Source organism: Paenibacillus sp. R-74696 (assembly GCF_055814915.1).
This window is the reverse complement of the sequence record NZ_JBPULM010000050.1, coordinates 94,421-108,871: the sequence shown is the minus strand read 5'-3', so window position 1 is coordinate 108,871 and position 14,451 is coordinate 94,421. Positions and strand designations below refer to the sequence as shown.

Sequence of the window (14,451 nt, the reverse complement as noted above, 5' to 3'; positions counted from 1 at the left end):
AAACGAAGGAGAGCTATACCTATGAATCCGATCAGCCAGTTTGTGCTGGCATCGTCGTCTCCGCGCCGGAAGGAACTGGTCGCCTCTCTTGACCTTTCCTTGCCGGTTTATATTTTGTCCTCAGAAGCGGACGAAAGTGTGCCGTCCGATTGGAGCCCTCAGCAAATTGTGGAACAGCTTTCCTTGCGCAAGGCGCGGGCAACGGCTGAGCTTTTGCGGAAACAGGGGAGTACTGAATCCTCTATCGTCGTAGGCGCGGACACGATTGTCGTTGTGGATGGCCATGTACTGGGCAAGCCAGTGGATGAGGCAGATGCTTTTGCTATGTTGAGCAGCCTACAAGGCAGAGCTCATGAAGTATATACAGGTGTTGCTTGTGTTTTAACGTATAATGGTGAACAATCTTCGGCTCATCGCATGACGAAGGTGCATATGAGGCCGCTTAAGGATGAACAGATTCATCGTTATATAGCTACCGGGGAATCGTATGACAAAGCTGGGTCTTATGGCATTCAAGGTTATGGGGCCACGCTTGTTGAGGGAATCGAGGGCTGTTATTTCAACGTTGTCGGCTTGCCGCTGTCACTGCTGTCAGATATGCTCGCAGCGTATCGCATACATGTATTTTGATCCGCGTATTTCAAGCTAACTTACGAAAGCAGGGATGGGCATGGAGCCGCAGCGCCAATTCATACGTGATGTCCCACAGGAAGAACGTCCAAGAGAGCGATTAATGAAATATGGGGCCGAAGCGCTCAGTCACACGGAATTACTGGCCATTCTTTTGCGAACAGGCACGAAAAAGGAATCAGTTGTCCATCTTGCGGGTAATATCATGAAGGAATGCGGCAATTTGCGCAACTTGATGGATATGAGTCTGGAGGAGCTGACGGCCATTCGCGGCATCGGTCCGGCGAAAGCGATTCAATTGCGTGCGGGACTTGAGCTTGGACGCAGAGTATCTCGTACGGGCAATGGCGAGGTTGTTACGGTGAAGAGACCAGAGGATGCGGCGAATTATGTCATGGATGAGCTTCGTCATTTGAAAAAAGAGCATTTCGTCTGTCTTTTTCTCAATACGAAAAATCACATTATTGCTCAAGAGACGCTTTCGATGGGAACGCTGAATGCCTCGCTCGTTCATCCAAGGGAAGTATTTCGTGCGGCTATTAAATGCAGCAGCGCCTCGCTCATTTGTGTGCATAATCATCCGAGCGGCGATCCTACACCAAGTCCTGAAGACATCGCGCTGACGAAGCGGCTCGTTTCTGCTGGAGAGCTGGTAGGCATTGAAGTGTTGGATCATCTCGTTATAGGTGATGGAAGGTTTATTAGTTTGAAGGAACAAGGCTACATGTAATATAATAAGAAGGATTGTGGCATTTCAGAAGGGAGCACTAACATGTTTGGTGGTTTATCGAAAGATCTTGGCATTGACTTGGGAACAGCTAATACTCTTGTATACGTAAAAGGAAAAGGAATTGTCGTGAGGGAGCCGTCTGTGGTAGCCCTGCGTACCGATACGAAAACGATAGAAGCAGTTGGCGAGCAAGCGAAAAAAATGATCGGCAGAACGCCGGGCAATATTCGCGCCGTACGTCCAATGAAGGATGGCGTCATTGCTGACTTTGAAACGACAGCAACGATGATTAAATATTTTATTCGTTCAGCACAAAAGCAAAAATCTTTGTTTCCGCGTCATCCGAACGTCATGATTTGCGTGCCGTCTGGCATTACTGCAGTTGAGAAGCGCGCGGTTGAAGATGCAGCGAAGCAAGCAGGTGCACGTGAAGCTTATACGATTGAAGAACCGTTCGCAGCAGCGATTGGCGCCGATCTTCCGGTTTGGGAGCCTACGGGCAGCATGGTCGTTGATATTGGCGGCGGAACGACAGAGGTTGCAGTGATTTCGCTCGGCGGGATTGTAACAAGCCGTTCGATTCGCGTCGCTGGGGATGAAATGGATGAGTCCATTATCCAATATATTAAACGCTTCTACAATCTAATGATTGGGGAACGTACGGCAGAGCAGCTTAAGATGGATTTGGGTACAGCACTGCCGCTTGATCCGCCGGAATCGGTGGAAATTAGAGGCCGCGATCTCGTTTCCGGCTTGCCTAAGACACTCGCCATAACATCGGATGAAGTAAGCGAAGCGCTTGCGGATACGGTGACCGCTATTGTGGATGCCGTTAAAATCACGCTTGAAAAATGCCCGCCAGAGCTGTCGGCCGATATTATGGATCGCGGCATTGTACTTACAGGCGGCGGAGCACTGCTTCGTAATTTGGACAAGCTGCTGCAGCGCGAGACCGGCATGCCAGTCATTGTAGCGGAAAACCCGCTGGACTGCGTAGCCATTGGCACCGGCCGTTCGCTTGACCATATTCATTTATTCAAGAGCAGAGGCGGCTCAGGCGGCCGTTCGAAACGCTAGAAGAGCTTCCTGCCAATTTGGCAAAAAATGAAAATGTGATTAGAACAGGCAGGTGATCGAGCTGTTTAAGCTGTTTAGAAATAAGCGCATGTTTATGCTTATGTTCGGGTTTATTCTGTTCATTGTGGTTATCGGCTTCTCGCTAAGTGACCGTAAGGAGCTGAGTATACCGGAGAAGTTTATCGGAGATTCAGTCGGATTCGTTCAGCAATGGTTTTATGTGCCCGCTGCTTCAATAGCGGGTTTCTTTGAGGATATTGGCAATCTCCGGGAGATTTATGAGGAGAATGAACAGCTTAGACTGACAGCAGCGGCTTATGCCCGCGACAAAATCGGCTATAACTTTCTGCAGGAAGAGAATGAGAGTTTGCAGAAAAAGCTGAATTTTACAGAGCAGCAGAAAAGAATAAACAATTACAACTACCGCATTGCTCATGTCATTGCCGTTGACAATAATCCGTACAGCAAGACGCTGGAAATCAATTTAGGCTCGCTGAATGGCATCAAGCAGAACATGGCGGTTACAACCATTGACGGCATTATCGGTATTGTCAGCCAGGTAAGGCCGAATACGGCAACGGTAATGCCGATTACGGAGCTAGATGAAAAGTCGCCCACTTCAAATGCGATTGCGGCGACTATTCTTGGCAAGAGCGACTCTTTCGGAATGGTTACCAGCTACGATGATGAGACGCAGCGATTGATTATGACGAGAATCGGCGAAAACGACAAAATGATCGTCGGTGATCTGGTCGTTACCTCAGGGAGTGACAGTGTTTACCCGCGCGGTCTTGTTATTGGAACGGTAGAGACAAAGGAAGTAGGCAATTTTGGCTTGACGTACACAGCTTCAATTGAGATGGCGGCAAATTTGAACCAGCTTAAAGAGGTTTTTGTAGTCGAGGTGTCTGCATCGGAGGATGCGGGGAAATGAGTATGATGAGCACGAATCGGCTTATCCTGCTGTTGTTTTTCCTTTTTGTTATTGAGGGCAGCGTCATGCCGTGGATCATTCCGGTCGATTATGCTGGCAAAATTATTCCGCATTTTAGCTTTGTCTTTGTATTATATGCTGCTCTGTATAGCGGTCGCCATCGGGCACTGATGTTTGGCATAGGTATTGGACTTATTCAGGATATCGTCTACTATGGTCATTTGCTCGGTGTACATACGTTCATGATGGGGCTAATCGGTTATTTTGCCGGACTTCTGTTCGATCGCCGCCGCAGCACACTGCTTACTTGCCTGTCCGTCATTGGCTTTGCGTGCATTGCGTACGATTCAGCCGTTTATTTTATTTATTCGCTTTTCCGGTTGACGGAGGAGTCGTATGCTTTCGCGCTGCTGGATCATATTTTGCCTAGCTTATTTTTGCAGCTTGCCTTTGCTTTGGTTATTTACGTGCCAGTTCGCAAGCTGTATGAGCAGGATGCGAAGCTAAATCAGGACCAGGATGAGGAATAAATTGGCGGTTAAAGCAGGAATTCGATTGTTTCGAAAAGAATGCAATACGTTGGGGAGGGACAATCGTGGCCGAAAAGCAGCATATTATGATTAAAGGCGTCAAGGAAGGTCTCGTGTTCCTTCTCGACGATAGTTGTGAGCTTGAATTATTACTCGATGAGCTGCACTACAAGCTGGAGAAAACCCATCAGCAGCTGCTCACCGGCCCGCTCGTGCACGTCCATGTCAAGCTAGGAAGCAGGCAGCTTGACGATGAGGATAAAGAACGGATTCGATCGGTTATTCGCGCACAGGGCAATCTGATTGTACAATCGGTAGAATCGGAGCCGGCGGCTGGCAGCCAGCCGCCGGCTCCGCCACCTGGCATTCAGCTCATCAGTGGAATTATCCGATCGGGTCAAACGATAGAGCGTGAAGGCGATTTGCTGCTGACGGGGGATGTGAACCCGGGAGGAACGATTATCAGCACCGGCGATATTTATGTGATGGGCGCGCTGCGTGGTGTCGCTCATGCTGGTGTTAACGGACGAACGGATGTTATTATTGCGGCATCACTGATGCGACCGACACAATTGCGCATAGCAGATATCATTAGCAGGCCGCCAGAGGAATGGATGTCGGGCGATCCAGCAATGGAGTTTGCCTTTTTGAATGAGGGAACGATGCAGATGGATAAAATTTCGCAATTATACCGTTTACGCAATAATCCGATTATGTTGAGAGGGGTGTAACTTATGGGAGAAGCGATTGTTGTCACATCTGGAAAAGGCGGCGTTGGCAAAACGACTACGTCTGCCAATCTAGGAACGGCATTGGCTCTGCTTGGCAAGAAGGTATGTATGGTTGACACCGACATCGGACTGCGTAATTTGGATGTTGTTATGGGGCTGGAAAATCGCATTATTTATGATCTCATCGATGTGGCTGAAGGCCGCTGCCGCTTGAATCAAGCGCTGATCAAGGACAAGCGCTTTGATGAGCTGTACATGCTGCCGGCTGCCCAAACGAAGGACAAAAATGATGTATCGCCCGAACAGGTTAAAGAGATGGTGCTGGAGCTGAAGAAGGAATTTGATTATGTCATTATTGATTGCCCAGCCGGAATTGAACAGGGCTTCCGCAATGCGATAGCCGGCGCAGATCGGGCTATTGTTATTACGACGCCAGAAAATGCTGCGGTTCGCGATGCAGACCGAGTCATCGGCCTGCTTGAGAAAGAGGGCATCGCTGCCAAAATCATCATTAACCGTATTCGTCAGAACATGGTGAAGAGCGGGGAAATGCTTGATATTGATGAAATTTGTCAGGTGCTTGCCGTTGATTTGCTCGGTATCGTGCCGGATGATGAGAAGGTTATCAAATCCGCGAACACAGGCGAGCCGACGGTGATGGACCCTTCGTCGCGCGCGGCAATTGCTTACCGCAACATTGCCCGCCGCATTTTGGGCGATATGGTTCCACTTATGCTGCTAGATGAGAAGGCAGGCGCCTTCAAACGGTTCCGCAAGTTTTTGGGAATAGGATGATTGTATTGTGCTGAATAAATTTAAAAAAATTGACTGGGGTATCGTTGCAATCCTGGTTTGCCTGATGGCGATTAGTTTGCTAGTTGTTTATAGTGCGACTTGGGATAATTCTCAATACGACACTTCAACTAAAAAAATGGTTTATTTTTATGTTGCTGGATTTTTAATTGCTATTTTTGCTGCTGTTTTTGATTATCGGATTTTGCTGAAGAGTTGGCATGTATTATATGGATTTGGTGTTACACTGCTCATCTTGGTTTATTTTTTCGGATCTGAGATAAATAAGGCAAAGGGCTGGTTTAGATTCGGTTCATTTTCTTTTCAACCTGCCGAAATAATGAAAATTTTTCTTATTGTTGGAATAGCCTATATAATGGGACGTAAAAAAGGTGACCGTTTAGGTTTTATGCAGGATTTATTGCCTATTGGTGCTTTTGCCTTTTTGCCCTTTGCTTTAGTTATGATGCAGCCTGATTTAGGTAATGCGATTATTTATTTAGTTATCTTGCTCGGCATGTTATGGATTGGGAATATTAAATACAAACATGTTCTTATCGGGCTAGGGTTAGCAATTGGCGGTACTATTTTGTTTGTTTCCTTATTTAATATTTTTAACACGGAGATTAAAACGTTTTTAGAAGCGCAAGAAAAACAGCACTGGTATGCAAGGATTAATACCTTTTTACATCCGGATACTGCAACTGCTAATCAAAGTTATCAATCTCAAAATGCCAAAATTGCCATAGGCTCAGGTGGACTTACGGGTGACGGTTATCTGCAGGGTGAGATGAAAAACGGGAAGTTCATCCCTTATCCGTACTCCGATTCCATCTTTGCTGTTATCGGCGAGGAATTTGGTTTTCAGGGTGCAGCCGTGCTGCTGCTGCTGTATTTCCTGCTCATTTACCGAATTATAATAATCGCCTTCAAATGTCATGATTTGCGCGCTGCCTATATGACGATAGGCATTGCTTCTATGTTCGTATTTCAGATATTCCAAAATATCGGCATGATGATCGGACTAATGCCGATTACCGGCATCACGCTGCCATTTATCAGCTACGGCGGTACTTCTCTACTCCTGAATATGATTAGTATTGGCATAGTATTCAGTATAAAGGCTCATCAGGAAGTTTATGAGCTGGCTGAATAACCACCTAGCTGCTTGGAAGGGCGCTGCAATTCTCTGGGAAGAGAAAGCAGCGTTCTTTTTCTTTTTGCCTGCTGAATTTGCATACTTGTCCGTTTTTCCTCATAAGGATGTAGAAGGAAACAAGCTCTCTGATAAGCGAGAGGGGGAGGAACGGTTGATGGATACGAAGGAAGCGGTGCGAAGGCGCCGTGAAGAGAAAATTAGACGATTAATGGAGCAGCCCGTTCGGGATGGATTCATGCAAGAGCGGCTTTCAAGGGCGGAATACAGCGTACCTACTGTGCCTCCGCACTATCCACCATTGGATGAGGAGGAGCGGGACCCCGAGAAATTGTGGAAGGAAAGCCCGAATCCTTGGGATGGATGGACGCAGATACAGGACGATCAGCGAAGCCGGACGAGCCGCATGGATTATCGTTATGGACATCCGTCAGGAGAACCGCCGTATACGGAGCCGCCAAAGGGTGGACAACCACATCCCTTCTTTCGCGAGCTGCGTTGGAAAATAGTGGTGGCTGCTGTGTTGTTCGCTGGCATATGGGGCTTATATCAGATTGATGAGAAGTGGGCAATGGAGAGCCGAGCTTATGTAGCGCAGGCGCTTCATGATGAGCTGGATTTTGCCAGTGCGGCAAAATGGTATAAAGAAACGTTTGCCGGAGCGCCGACGTTTATTCCGATTTTCCAAGAGGAGCAGAAGGAGGCAACTGCTGCGGAAGGTGCAGTTAAGCTGCCTATCGTTGCTCCGCTTGAAGGCGGTGCTATCGTACGTACCTTTGCCGAGCTGTTAAACGGTGTCGAGCTTGCTGGCTCATCGGAGGAAGCGGTAAATGCGGTAGAGACAGGCAGAGTACTTGTTGTCTCAGAGCCATCGGATAATGGAGTAACCGTCGTAGTCCAGCATGCGGATGAACGAGTCAGCGTATATGGCAAGCTAGGGTATGCATCAGTTGGCGTGAATGATTGGGTGGAAGCGGGCGATCAGGTCGGAAGCCTGCGCAGAGCAAGCGGTGAGGAGCCGAGCCTGCTTTATTTTGCAATTAAGCAAAACGACCGCTATATTGATCCGGTAAGCGTGATCCCGCTTGGTTAAATGGAGGGGCATTCGCTGGTCGGTGCATCCGTTGTTTGTGCTGGTAATGGCGGCCTCCGTATTAACAGGTTATTTTGTCGAGCTGTTCACCTTGTTTTTAATCGTAATTGTCCATGAGGCTGGCCATGTGCTGGTGGCGCGTTATTTCGGCTGGCATATTCGCGAGGTTAAGCTGCTGCCTTTCGGCGGTGTGGCTGAAGTGGAGGATGCGGGCAGCCTTCCAGCGGGAGAGGATGCGCTTGTAGCGATAGCCGGACCGCTGCAAAATGTATGGATGGGACTAGCTGCTTGGGGCCTCGGTCAGCTGGGACTATGGGATCCCGAATGGTCAGCCTATGTCGTTCAGGCAAATATGATGATTGGCTTATTTAATTTATTGCCGATTTATCCGCTTGATGGCGGGAAGCTGCTGCAAGCGGCCCTTAGCTATAGCTTGAACTTTTTCAACGTTATGCGCTGGACGGCACGCATCAGCCTTGTGCTCAGCAGCTTAATGATCGGCGTTTCACTGCTAGGGCTGCTGCGTCCCGGCGGCGCTATTCAATTCAATCTGCTCATCATTGGAACGTTTCTGTTTATGACGAACTGGACCTATAATCGGAGCATTCCGTATTTATTCATTCGGTTTCTCATGCATCGCGACCAGGTAGCTATCCGCAAAATGGCGCAAGGCGTGCTTGCCAGCCCTATCGTGGTGGATGGCAGGCAATCTGCGGTATATGCCGTTCGTTTGCTTTGGCGCGAGCGGTATCACTTGTTTTATATTATGGAGCGAGGCTCCAGCATTGCCATGATAGCTCCAGAGCAGCGTGTTGTTGACCGTTATTTGCTTGAGCGCAATCCGAACCGTCCTGTTATTGAGCTTCTTCCTTAAGGGGACAAAAAACAGATAAGGAACTCCCGCTGCGACTTGTGTTAATATAAAAGAAAACGTGAGAGCTGGCGGGTGATGTTTGAGAGATGAAGCAAATGTTGATGCACAGTGACGGAGAAATGCTTCAAACAGCTGTTTTGCAGGATGGCCGGCTCATGGAATTTTTTATGGAACGGTCGGAGAAAAGCGGCCTCGTAGGCAACGTCTACAAAGGGCGTGTCATTAATGTGCTGCCTGGCATGCAGGCGGCGTTCGTAGATATTGGTCTAGGCAAAAACGCTTTTCTCTATATAGATGATTTATTGCATCCCAATTTGGAGAAGCAGCCGGAGATAAAGCCTTCAATTGAAGAGCTGGTGCGGCCAGGTCAAGAGCTGATGGTACAGGTGATGAAGGAGCCGCTTGGCGGCAAGGGAGCCAGGGTGACGACCCACTTTACATTGCCGGGGCGCTGGCTGGTGCTCATGCCCCAGGCTGGATATGTAGGCGTTTCACGAAAAATCGCTGCCGACAGCGAGCGTGCCAGACTGCGCGATGTAGGCGAGCAGCTGCTTCAAGGCGAGGAAGGCATCATCCTCCGGACGGCTGCCTCAGGTGAGTCCGAGCAGTCGCTTGCGGCTGATGTTGCCCAGCTTCGCGCCAGCTGGGAGCGTATAATAAGCCAGGCCGCGAAAGCGAAAGCACCAGCAGGCCTACATATGGAGGCGGGTCTGCTGCGGCGAATTGTCCGCGATACGCTAGATATGAAAGTGGAAGAGGTATGGATTGATGATGCATCCCGCCTGCAGGAAGCGGCTGCGCTGCTGCGGGAAATGACGCCGCAGCTCGAAAAACGGCTCAAGCTGTATGACCGGGGTGCTTCGCTTACTCTATTTGATGCTTTTGACGTCACTCGGCAGGTGCATGAAGCGTTTCAACCGAATATTCGGCTGGCAAGCGGCGGCTCGCTAGTATGGGGAGAGACGGAAGCTCTGACCGTTATTGATGTAAATACGGGCAAATTCACAGGCGCTACGAATTTAGAGGATACCGTCTTCCGTACGAATATGGAGGCGGCTGATGAAATCGCCCGGCTGCTGCGGCTGCGTGATGTGGGCGGCATCATTATTATTGATTTTATCGATATGGAAAATGAACCAAACCGCGAGCGGATTATCGCGCGCCTGAATGAATGGGCGAGGCTGGACCCGACAAAATGCTCGGTCGTTGGCTGGACAAGACTAGGGCTTATGGAAGTGACCCGCAAAAAAGCGCGGGAGGGTGCTGCGGGCCAGCTAACGGAGCGCTGTCCGTGCTGCGGAGGAAGCGGCAGGCAGGGGCAAGTTAAAGTCTAGCTGTGCAAAAAGTGGGATAGCGTTTGGGTGCGCGACAAATAGAACGACCGATGAAGAGGAGCCTTCATCGGTCGTTTTTGCTTAGGTTTGGCGAGCTAAGCGCCGGTTGCTTCTTTTTTCAAAATCGGAATCCATACTTCGCTGCGGTAATCTTCAGCGCAAGTATCCCCTTCGTAATAAACCTCCAGCTCAGGGCCTCCGGCATGCTCATAGCCGGTTCCGGGAAACCACTCTTGGAAAATCCGGCGAAATACATTTTGAAGCGAATCAGGTAATGGGCCTGTCGAGGTGAATATGGCCCAGGTAGCTGCGGGAACGGTACGGACCGTATATTTCTCTTCCTTGTCAGCCACATTGGCATCAACAGAGGTAGCAATCATATAGGTGAATGTCTCCTTATCGGGCTGGCCGTCAAGACAGACGCCAATAATTGCCCCATCCCCTTTGGCATAAAGCTCGGCGGGCGCTTCGCTTTGGTTGAATGCCTCCCACAGCTTAGGAATATCGATGAAATTTTGTCCGTCCTTACAGCTCACTTCATAGGACAAGCCTGCAATTTGAAAAGCTTCTTTTTCCTCAATACGATAATCCATGTCCTTGTCTCCCTTCAACGATAGCTGGAATGAAATGCGGGGGAATGCTTTCAATGTAACGCCGGGTGCTCTCGCTTCCGAAGGCGAAATGCCATGAATGCGGCGAAAGGCCTTGGAGAATGACTCGGGAGTATCATAACCGTATTTAAAGGCAACGTCTGCGACCTTTATGGTGCTTGACGTCAGCTCCTGCGCCGCAAGTGTCAGCTTGCGCTTACGGATATATTCCGCGACTGTCATTCCAGTAAGCATGTGGAACATGCGCTGAAAATGAAACGGCGACACATAGGCGGCCTTGGCGATATCGGCGATGTCGAGGCGTTCCTCCATTTTTTGCTCCATCAGGTCGAGTGCATCCTTCATTCGAAGAATAGCTTCCATGCCGCATCAACTTCCTTTGCTCTCAATATTGTAGCATCATTTAACAGAGGGCTGCCTGTCATTGCGTGCTGACTTCAGACAGATTAGATTAAATGGTGATCGTCGTAATCCGTTCCGTAAGACTGGCCTTATTATACAAAATAAAAAAAATAGAGACAATGGAATGTGCTGCAAGAGGGTATGCTATAGACAATCGTGTGGAAAAGAGGTTGCTTGATTCCATTTTGTATGCTAGAATGTTCAAGTATGTCTGATTGTTTTATACAGCGGACTTGCAGATACCGCTCCGATCGGGTACAAGCAATGGCAGCCCATGCTGCAATTCACCTGGATTAGGCGAGTCTTCGACAATAAGGAGGTGCACTCACAATGTTCGCAATTATCGAAACTGGCGGCAAGCAATACAAAGTTCAGGAAGGCGATGTGCTTTTCATCGAAAAACTGAACGCCAATGCAGGCGAAAGCGTAACGTTTGATCGCGTGTTGGCTGTATCCGGTGCAGACGGTCTTGTAACTGGTACTCCAGTTCTTTCCGGCGCTACTGTTTCTGCTACTGTTGAAAAACAAGGCAGAGGCCAAAAGATCATCGTTTACAAATACAAAGCCAAAAAGAACTACCGTCGTAAGCAAGGTCATCGTCAACCGTACACAAAAGTAACGATCGGCAAAATCCAAGCATAAGAGGATTATTATGATCACGGTTACGATTGTACGAAATGCTGACAAGCGGATTACATCGTTTAAGATTAAAGGACATGCGAAGTATGCGAAGCTCGGCAAAGACATTGTCTGCGCTGGCGTGTCGGCTATATCAGTCGGTACGGTCAACTCGGTTGAAGCTTTGGCAGATGTGAAGCTTCCTTATGTAATGGACAATGGATGGTTATCATCGGATATTCCGGTGTTAGCTGATCAGGAAACCGATCATAAGGTGCAGCTGCTGCTGGAGTCGATGATCGTGATGCTTAATACGATCGCACAGTCCTACGGAAAATATGTTGTGATTAAACAACAATCTCTTGAATGAGGGAGGGAAATCTCATGTTGAAACTGAATCTTCAGCTTTTCGCTTCGAAGAAAGGTGTAGGTTCCACAAAGAACGGACGTGACAGTCAATCGAAGCGTCTTGGCGCTAAACGTGCTGACGGTCAAACCGTATCTGCTGGAAGCATCTTGTTCCGTCAACGCGGAACAAAAATTCACCCAGGAACTAACGTAGGCATCGGCAAAGACGATACGCTTTATGCGAAAGTCGAAGGCGTTGTGAAGTTTGAGCGTTGGGGACGCGATCGCAAAAAAGTGAGCGTGTATCCAGTGGACCTGGCTCCAGTAGCCGCAGCAGTAGAAGCATAATAGCAGCAAATGCCCCGGCCTCGCGTGTAGGCCGGGGCATTTGCTGCTTAAAGACCTATCGGCTAATGCAGCGACATGTTATACTGAATTAGCTGGGAAACATGCGGAAGAAAGTGGGATCAATAAATGGATCGCATTAAATCGGCAAAGCACATCGCAGCTTTTTCTATTGTGCTACCGGCTGTGGCTATGCTTGTATGGCCTTCGTCAGTCTGGCTGCTAGTGCTTTTCATGCTTTGGCTTACGGCTGCTGCAGTCATCTGGATTCGCTCGGAGCGGCGTGAGCATGCAGAGCAGCTTGCACTTACGATACACAGCCTCCAGGCCGCAGGGATGAGGACGCTAAACCATCATCGGCATGACTGGATGAACGACCTGCAAGTGATATATGGCTACACGCGGATGCAGAAACCGGATAAAACGGTGGAATATGTGGAGAAAATAAGGGCAAAGATGCTAACGGAGAGTCAAATTTCTAAGCTGGGGGAGCCAGCGCTCGTCAGCTACATTCAAGGCTTCCGTACACTGACAAGCTGCCTTGAGCTGAAGGTGGACATAGAGCAGGACTTGAATTTAAATGAGCTGCCGCTTGCCAGCCACGAAATTTCCGAAGCATTAATTGGCATAATGAATAGCTATCGTCTGGCGGTTAAGCCTGGTTTTGGCGAAGTCGCCGTGCTTACACTGGTACTTGATTGGGATGGGCAGCAGCTTCACGTTGCTTTCGAACTTGAGGGCGAGCTAATGGATGAGCAACAATTGAAGGATCAAATAAAACAGCAGTTGAAAGGCGCGACTCTGCAGGCGGTCGATATTGAACATCCGCAGGAGGAAATACGGCTTAAGGCGGAAAAGCGCGCTTGAACGGGGGCACAACATGTTTGTCGATAAAGCGAAAATATTTGTAAAAGGCGGCAACGGTGGCGACGGAATCGTTTCCTATCGCCGTGAGAAGTATGTACCGGAGGGCGGACCTGCCGGTGGCGATGGCGGTAAAGGCGGAAATATTATTTTCCGCGTGGATGAAGGCTTGCGTACGCTGATGGATTTCCGCTATCAGAAGCATTTTAAAGGCGAGCGCGGCGAGCGCGGCAAAGTGAAAAGCATGCATGGTGCGGGTGCGGATGATATGATTGTACGCATTCCTCCAGGCACGATCATTATTGACGATGACTCGCAGGAAATCATTGCTGACATGACACGTCATGGCCAGGAAATTATAGTAGCAAAGGGCGGACGCGGCGGACGCGGCAATACGCGTTTTGCAACGATTAACAACCCCGCTCCGGATATTGCCGAGACTGGTGAAGAAGGCCAAGAACGCTGGATTGTGCTTGAGCTTAAGGTAATGGCAGACGTAGGTCTTGTCGGATTTCCAAGCGTAGGCAAGTCCACATTGCTGTCGGTCGTATCCGGGGCCAAGCCGAAAATTGGCGCGTATCATTTTACAACGTTAACGCCGAATTTAGGGGTTGTAGACGTTGGCGATGACCGCAGCTTCGTGATGGCGGATTTACCGGGATTAATCGAAGGTGCGCATGAAGGCGTTGGTCTGGGACATGAGTTTTTACGCCATGTCGAGCGGACCCGCGTCATCGTCCACGTGCTGGATATGTCCGGCTCCGAGGGTCGCGATCCTTTTGAGGATTGGTTGCAAATCAATGAAGAGCTTGTGCTCTACAATGAGAAGTTGGCCGACCGTCCGCAAATTATTGCGGCTAACAAGATGGATATGCCGGAAGCGGCAGAGCATCTTGAGATGTTTAAGCAGCAGTTGGATGAGGTGCGCGGCGAGAAGGAATACCTTATCGTGCCGATGTCTTCTTTAACGAAACAGGGTGTACAGGAGCTATTGTACAAGGCGATGGATACGCTGGAGTCGGTTCCAGATGAACTGGAAATCGAAGAAGTGAAGGATGTCACGGAGCGTAAGGTGTTTACGTTCGAGAAACGCGAAGAATCCAGCTATACGATTCGCAAAGAGAACGAGCTGTATGTTGTCGAAAGCGAAAGCATCGAGAAATATTTGAAGCGTATGAAGGTTACTTCGTATGACTCGGTCATGCGATTTGCCCAAATTATGCGGAAAATGGGCGTTGATGCAGCGCTGCGCAAGCACGGCGCTAAAGATGGCGATACGGTGCAAATTGGCGATTTCACCTTTGAATTTTTCGAAGGCAGCGACTATATGGCTTAATCAAATATGCAGCACAAGGAGACGGCGCAAGCCGTCTTTTTTTATA

At 49.0% G+C, this 14,451-nt stretch carries 17 protein-coding genes; 16 read left to right on the top strand and 1 reads right to left on the bottom strand.

Annotated features, from left to right (window positions below; all coding sequences use genetic code 11):
* Positions 1–21 precede the first annotated feature (21 nt).
* From ACSR9A_RS28995 to ACSR9A_RS28945, 11 genes are all read left to right on the top strand, one after another.
* Entirely contained in the window at positions 22–630 is a 609-nt protein-coding gene (locus ACSR9A_RS28995) for a Maf family protein (RefSeq protein WP_473761797.1), read from the top strand.
* Positions 631–670: 40 nt separating this feature from the next.
* Positions 671–1,360, top strand: coding sequence for a RadC family protein (gene radC / locus ACSR9A_RS28990; RefSeq protein WP_341281745.1), 690 nt, complete (start codon positions 671–673; stop codon positions 1,358–1,360).
* Between the two features lie 42 nt (positions 1,361–1,402).
* Positions 1,403–2,437 (top strand): rod shape-determining protein, encoded by a 1,035-nt coding sequence (locus ACSR9A_RS28985; RefSeq protein ID WP_473761795.1) that lies wholly within the window; start codon positions 1,403–1,405, stop codon positions 2,435–2,437.
* Positions 2,438–2,489: 52 nt separating this feature from the next.
* Entirely contained in the window at positions 2,490–3,371 is an 882-nt protein-coding gene (gene mreC, locus ACSR9A_RS28980; RefSeq protein ID WP_473761793.1) for a rod shape-determining protein MreC, read from the top strand.
* Entirely contained in the window at positions 3,368–3,901 is a 534-nt protein-coding gene (gene mreD / locus ACSR9A_RS28975; RefSeq protein WP_341281747.1) for a rod shape-determining protein MreD, read from the top strand. The genes mreC and mreD overlap by 4 nt, the downstream gene beginning before the upstream one ends.
* Before the next feature lie 62 nt (positions 3,902–3,963).
* Positions 3,964–4,632, top strand: coding sequence for a septum site-determining protein MinC (locus tag ACSR9A_RS28970; protein ID WP_473762371.1), 669 nt, complete (start codon positions 3,964–3,966; stop codon positions 4,630–4,632).
* 3 nt (positions 4,633–4,635) lie between these two features.
* Positions 4,636–5,427, top strand: a complete 792-nt coding sequence (gene minD / locus ACSR9A_RS28965) for a septum site-determining protein MinD (protein ID WP_473761791.1) — start codon at positions 4,636–4,638, stop codon at positions 5,425–5,427.
* Positions 5,428–5,434: 7 nt separating this feature from the next.
* Positions 5,435–6,580, top strand: coding sequence for an FtsW/RodA/SpoVE family cell cycle protein (locus ACSR9A_RS28960; protein WP_473761789.1), 1,146 nt, complete (start codon positions 5,435–5,437; stop codon positions 6,578–6,580).
* A 157-nt stretch (positions 6,581–6,737) separates the two neighbouring features.
* The gene (locus tag ACSR9A_RS28955; protein WP_473761787.1) at positions 6,738–7,673 is read left to right on the top strand and encodes a peptidoglycan DD-metalloendopeptidase family protein; all 936 of its coding nucleotides are present in this window, start codon (positions 6,738–6,740) and stop codon (positions 7,671–7,673) included.
* Positions 7,666–8,547: a M50 family metallopeptidase gene (locus ACSR9A_RS28950; protein WP_473761785.1), complete on the top strand. Its 882-nt coding sequence runs from the start codon at positions 7,666–7,668 to the stop codon at positions 8,545–8,547. Before ACSR9A_RS28955 ends, ACSR9A_RS28950 begins: the two co-directional genes overlap by 8 nt.
* An 86-nt stretch (positions 8,548–8,633) precedes the next feature.
* On the top strand, positions 8,634–9,881 hold the full coding sequence (locus tag ACSR9A_RS28945; RefSeq protein WP_473761782.1) for an Rne/Rng family ribonuclease: 1,248 nt from the start codon (positions 8,634–8,636) through the stop codon (positions 9,879–9,881).
* 95 nt (positions 9,882–9,976) lie between these two features.
* On the opposite strand, the gene ACSR9A_RS28940 is transcribed toward ACSR9A_RS28945, so the two are convergent.
* A complete protein-coding gene (locus tag ACSR9A_RS28940) occupies positions 9,977–10,855 on the bottom strand; it encodes an AraC family transcriptional regulator (protein WP_473761780.1) in 879 nt (292 codons plus the stop codon).
* Positions 10,856–11,224: 369 nt separating this feature from the next.
* Between ACSR9A_RS28940 and rplU the strand changes: the two genes are divergently transcribed.
* The 5 genes from rplU (at position 11,225) to obgE (ending at position 14,405) form a co-directional block, all read left to right on the top strand.
* Complete coding sequence (gene rplU / locus ACSR9A_RS28935) at positions 11,225–11,536, top strand: 50S ribosomal protein L21 (RefSeq protein WP_046229374.1); 312 nt, start codon at positions 11,225–11,227, stop codon at positions 11,534–11,536.
* A 10-nt stretch (positions 11,537–11,546) separates the two neighbouring features.
* Positions 11,547–11,882 (top strand): ribosomal-processing cysteine protease Prp, encoded by a 336-nt coding sequence (locus ACSR9A_RS28930; RefSeq protein ID WP_473761777.1) that lies wholly within the window; start codon positions 11,547–11,549, stop codon positions 11,880–11,882.
* Positions 11,883–11,896: 14 nt separating this feature from the next.
* The gene (gene rpmA / locus ACSR9A_RS28925) at positions 11,897–12,208 is read left to right on the top strand and encodes a 50S ribosomal protein L27 (RefSeq protein WP_046229372.1); all 312 of its coding nucleotides are present in this window, start codon (positions 11,897–11,899) and stop codon (positions 12,206–12,208) included.
* A gap of 126 nt (positions 12,209–12,334) precedes the next feature.
* Entirely contained in the window at positions 12,335–13,072 is a 738-nt protein-coding gene (locus ACSR9A_RS28920; RefSeq protein ID WP_473761775.1) for a Spo0B domain-containing protein, read from the top strand.
* A gap of 13 nt (positions 13,073–13,085) precedes the next feature.
* Positions 13,086–14,405, top strand: a complete 1,320-nt coding sequence (gene obgE, locus ACSR9A_RS28915) for a GTPase ObgE (RefSeq protein WP_473761772.1) — start codon at positions 13,086–13,088, stop codon at positions 14,403–14,405.
* Positions 14,406–14,451: the final 46 nt, after the last annotated feature.

Coding starts and splice junctions, on each gene's coding strand:
- ACSR9A_RS28995 (WP_473761797.1), top strand. CDS start 22: ATGAATCCGATCAGCCAGTTTGTGCTGGCATCGTCGTCTCCGCGCCGG.
- radC (WP_341281745.1), top strand. CDS start 671: ATGGAGCCGCAGCGCCAATTCATACGTGATGTCCCACAGGAAGAACGT.
- ACSR9A_RS28985 (WP_473761795.1), top strand. CDS start 1,403: ATGTTTGGTGGTTTATCGAAAGATCTTGGCATTGACTTGGGAACAGCT.
- mreD (WP_341281747.1), top strand. CDS start 3,368: ATGAGTATGATGAGCACGAATCGGCTTATCCTGCTGTTGTTTTTCCTT.
- minD (WP_473761791.1), top strand. CDS start 4,636: ATGGGAGAAGCGATTGTTGTCACATCTGGAAAAGGCGGCGTTGGCAAA.
- ACSR9A_RS28955 (WP_473761787.1), top strand. CDS start 6,738: ATGGATACGAAGGAAGCGGTGCGAAGGCGCCGTGAAGAGAAAATTAGA.
- ACSR9A_RS28945 (WP_473761782.1), top strand. CDS start 8,634: ATGAAGCAAATGTTGATGCACAGTGACGGAGAAATGCTTCAAACAGCT.
- ACSR9A_RS28940 (WP_473761780.1), bottom strand. CDS start 10,855: ATGGAAGCTATTCTTCGAATGAAGGATGCACTCGACCTGATGGAGCAA.
- rplU (WP_046229374.1), top strand. CDS start 11,225: ATGTTCGCAATTATCGAAACTGGCGGCAAGCAATACAAAGTTCAGGAA.
- ACSR9A_RS28930 (WP_473761777.1), top strand. CDS start 11,547: ATGATCACGGTTACGATTGTACGAAATGCTGACAAGCGGATTACATCG.
- rpmA (WP_046229372.1), top strand. CDS start 11,897: ATGTTGAAACTGAATCTTCAGCTTTTCGCTTCGAAGAAAGGTGTAGGT.
- ACSR9A_RS28920 (WP_473761775.1), top strand. CDS start 12,335: ATGGATCGCATTAAATCGGCAAAGCACATCGCAGCTTTTTCTATTGTG.
- obgE (WP_473761772.1), top strand. CDS start 13,086: ATGTTTGTCGATAAAGCGAAAATATTTGTAAAAGGCGGCAACGGTGGC.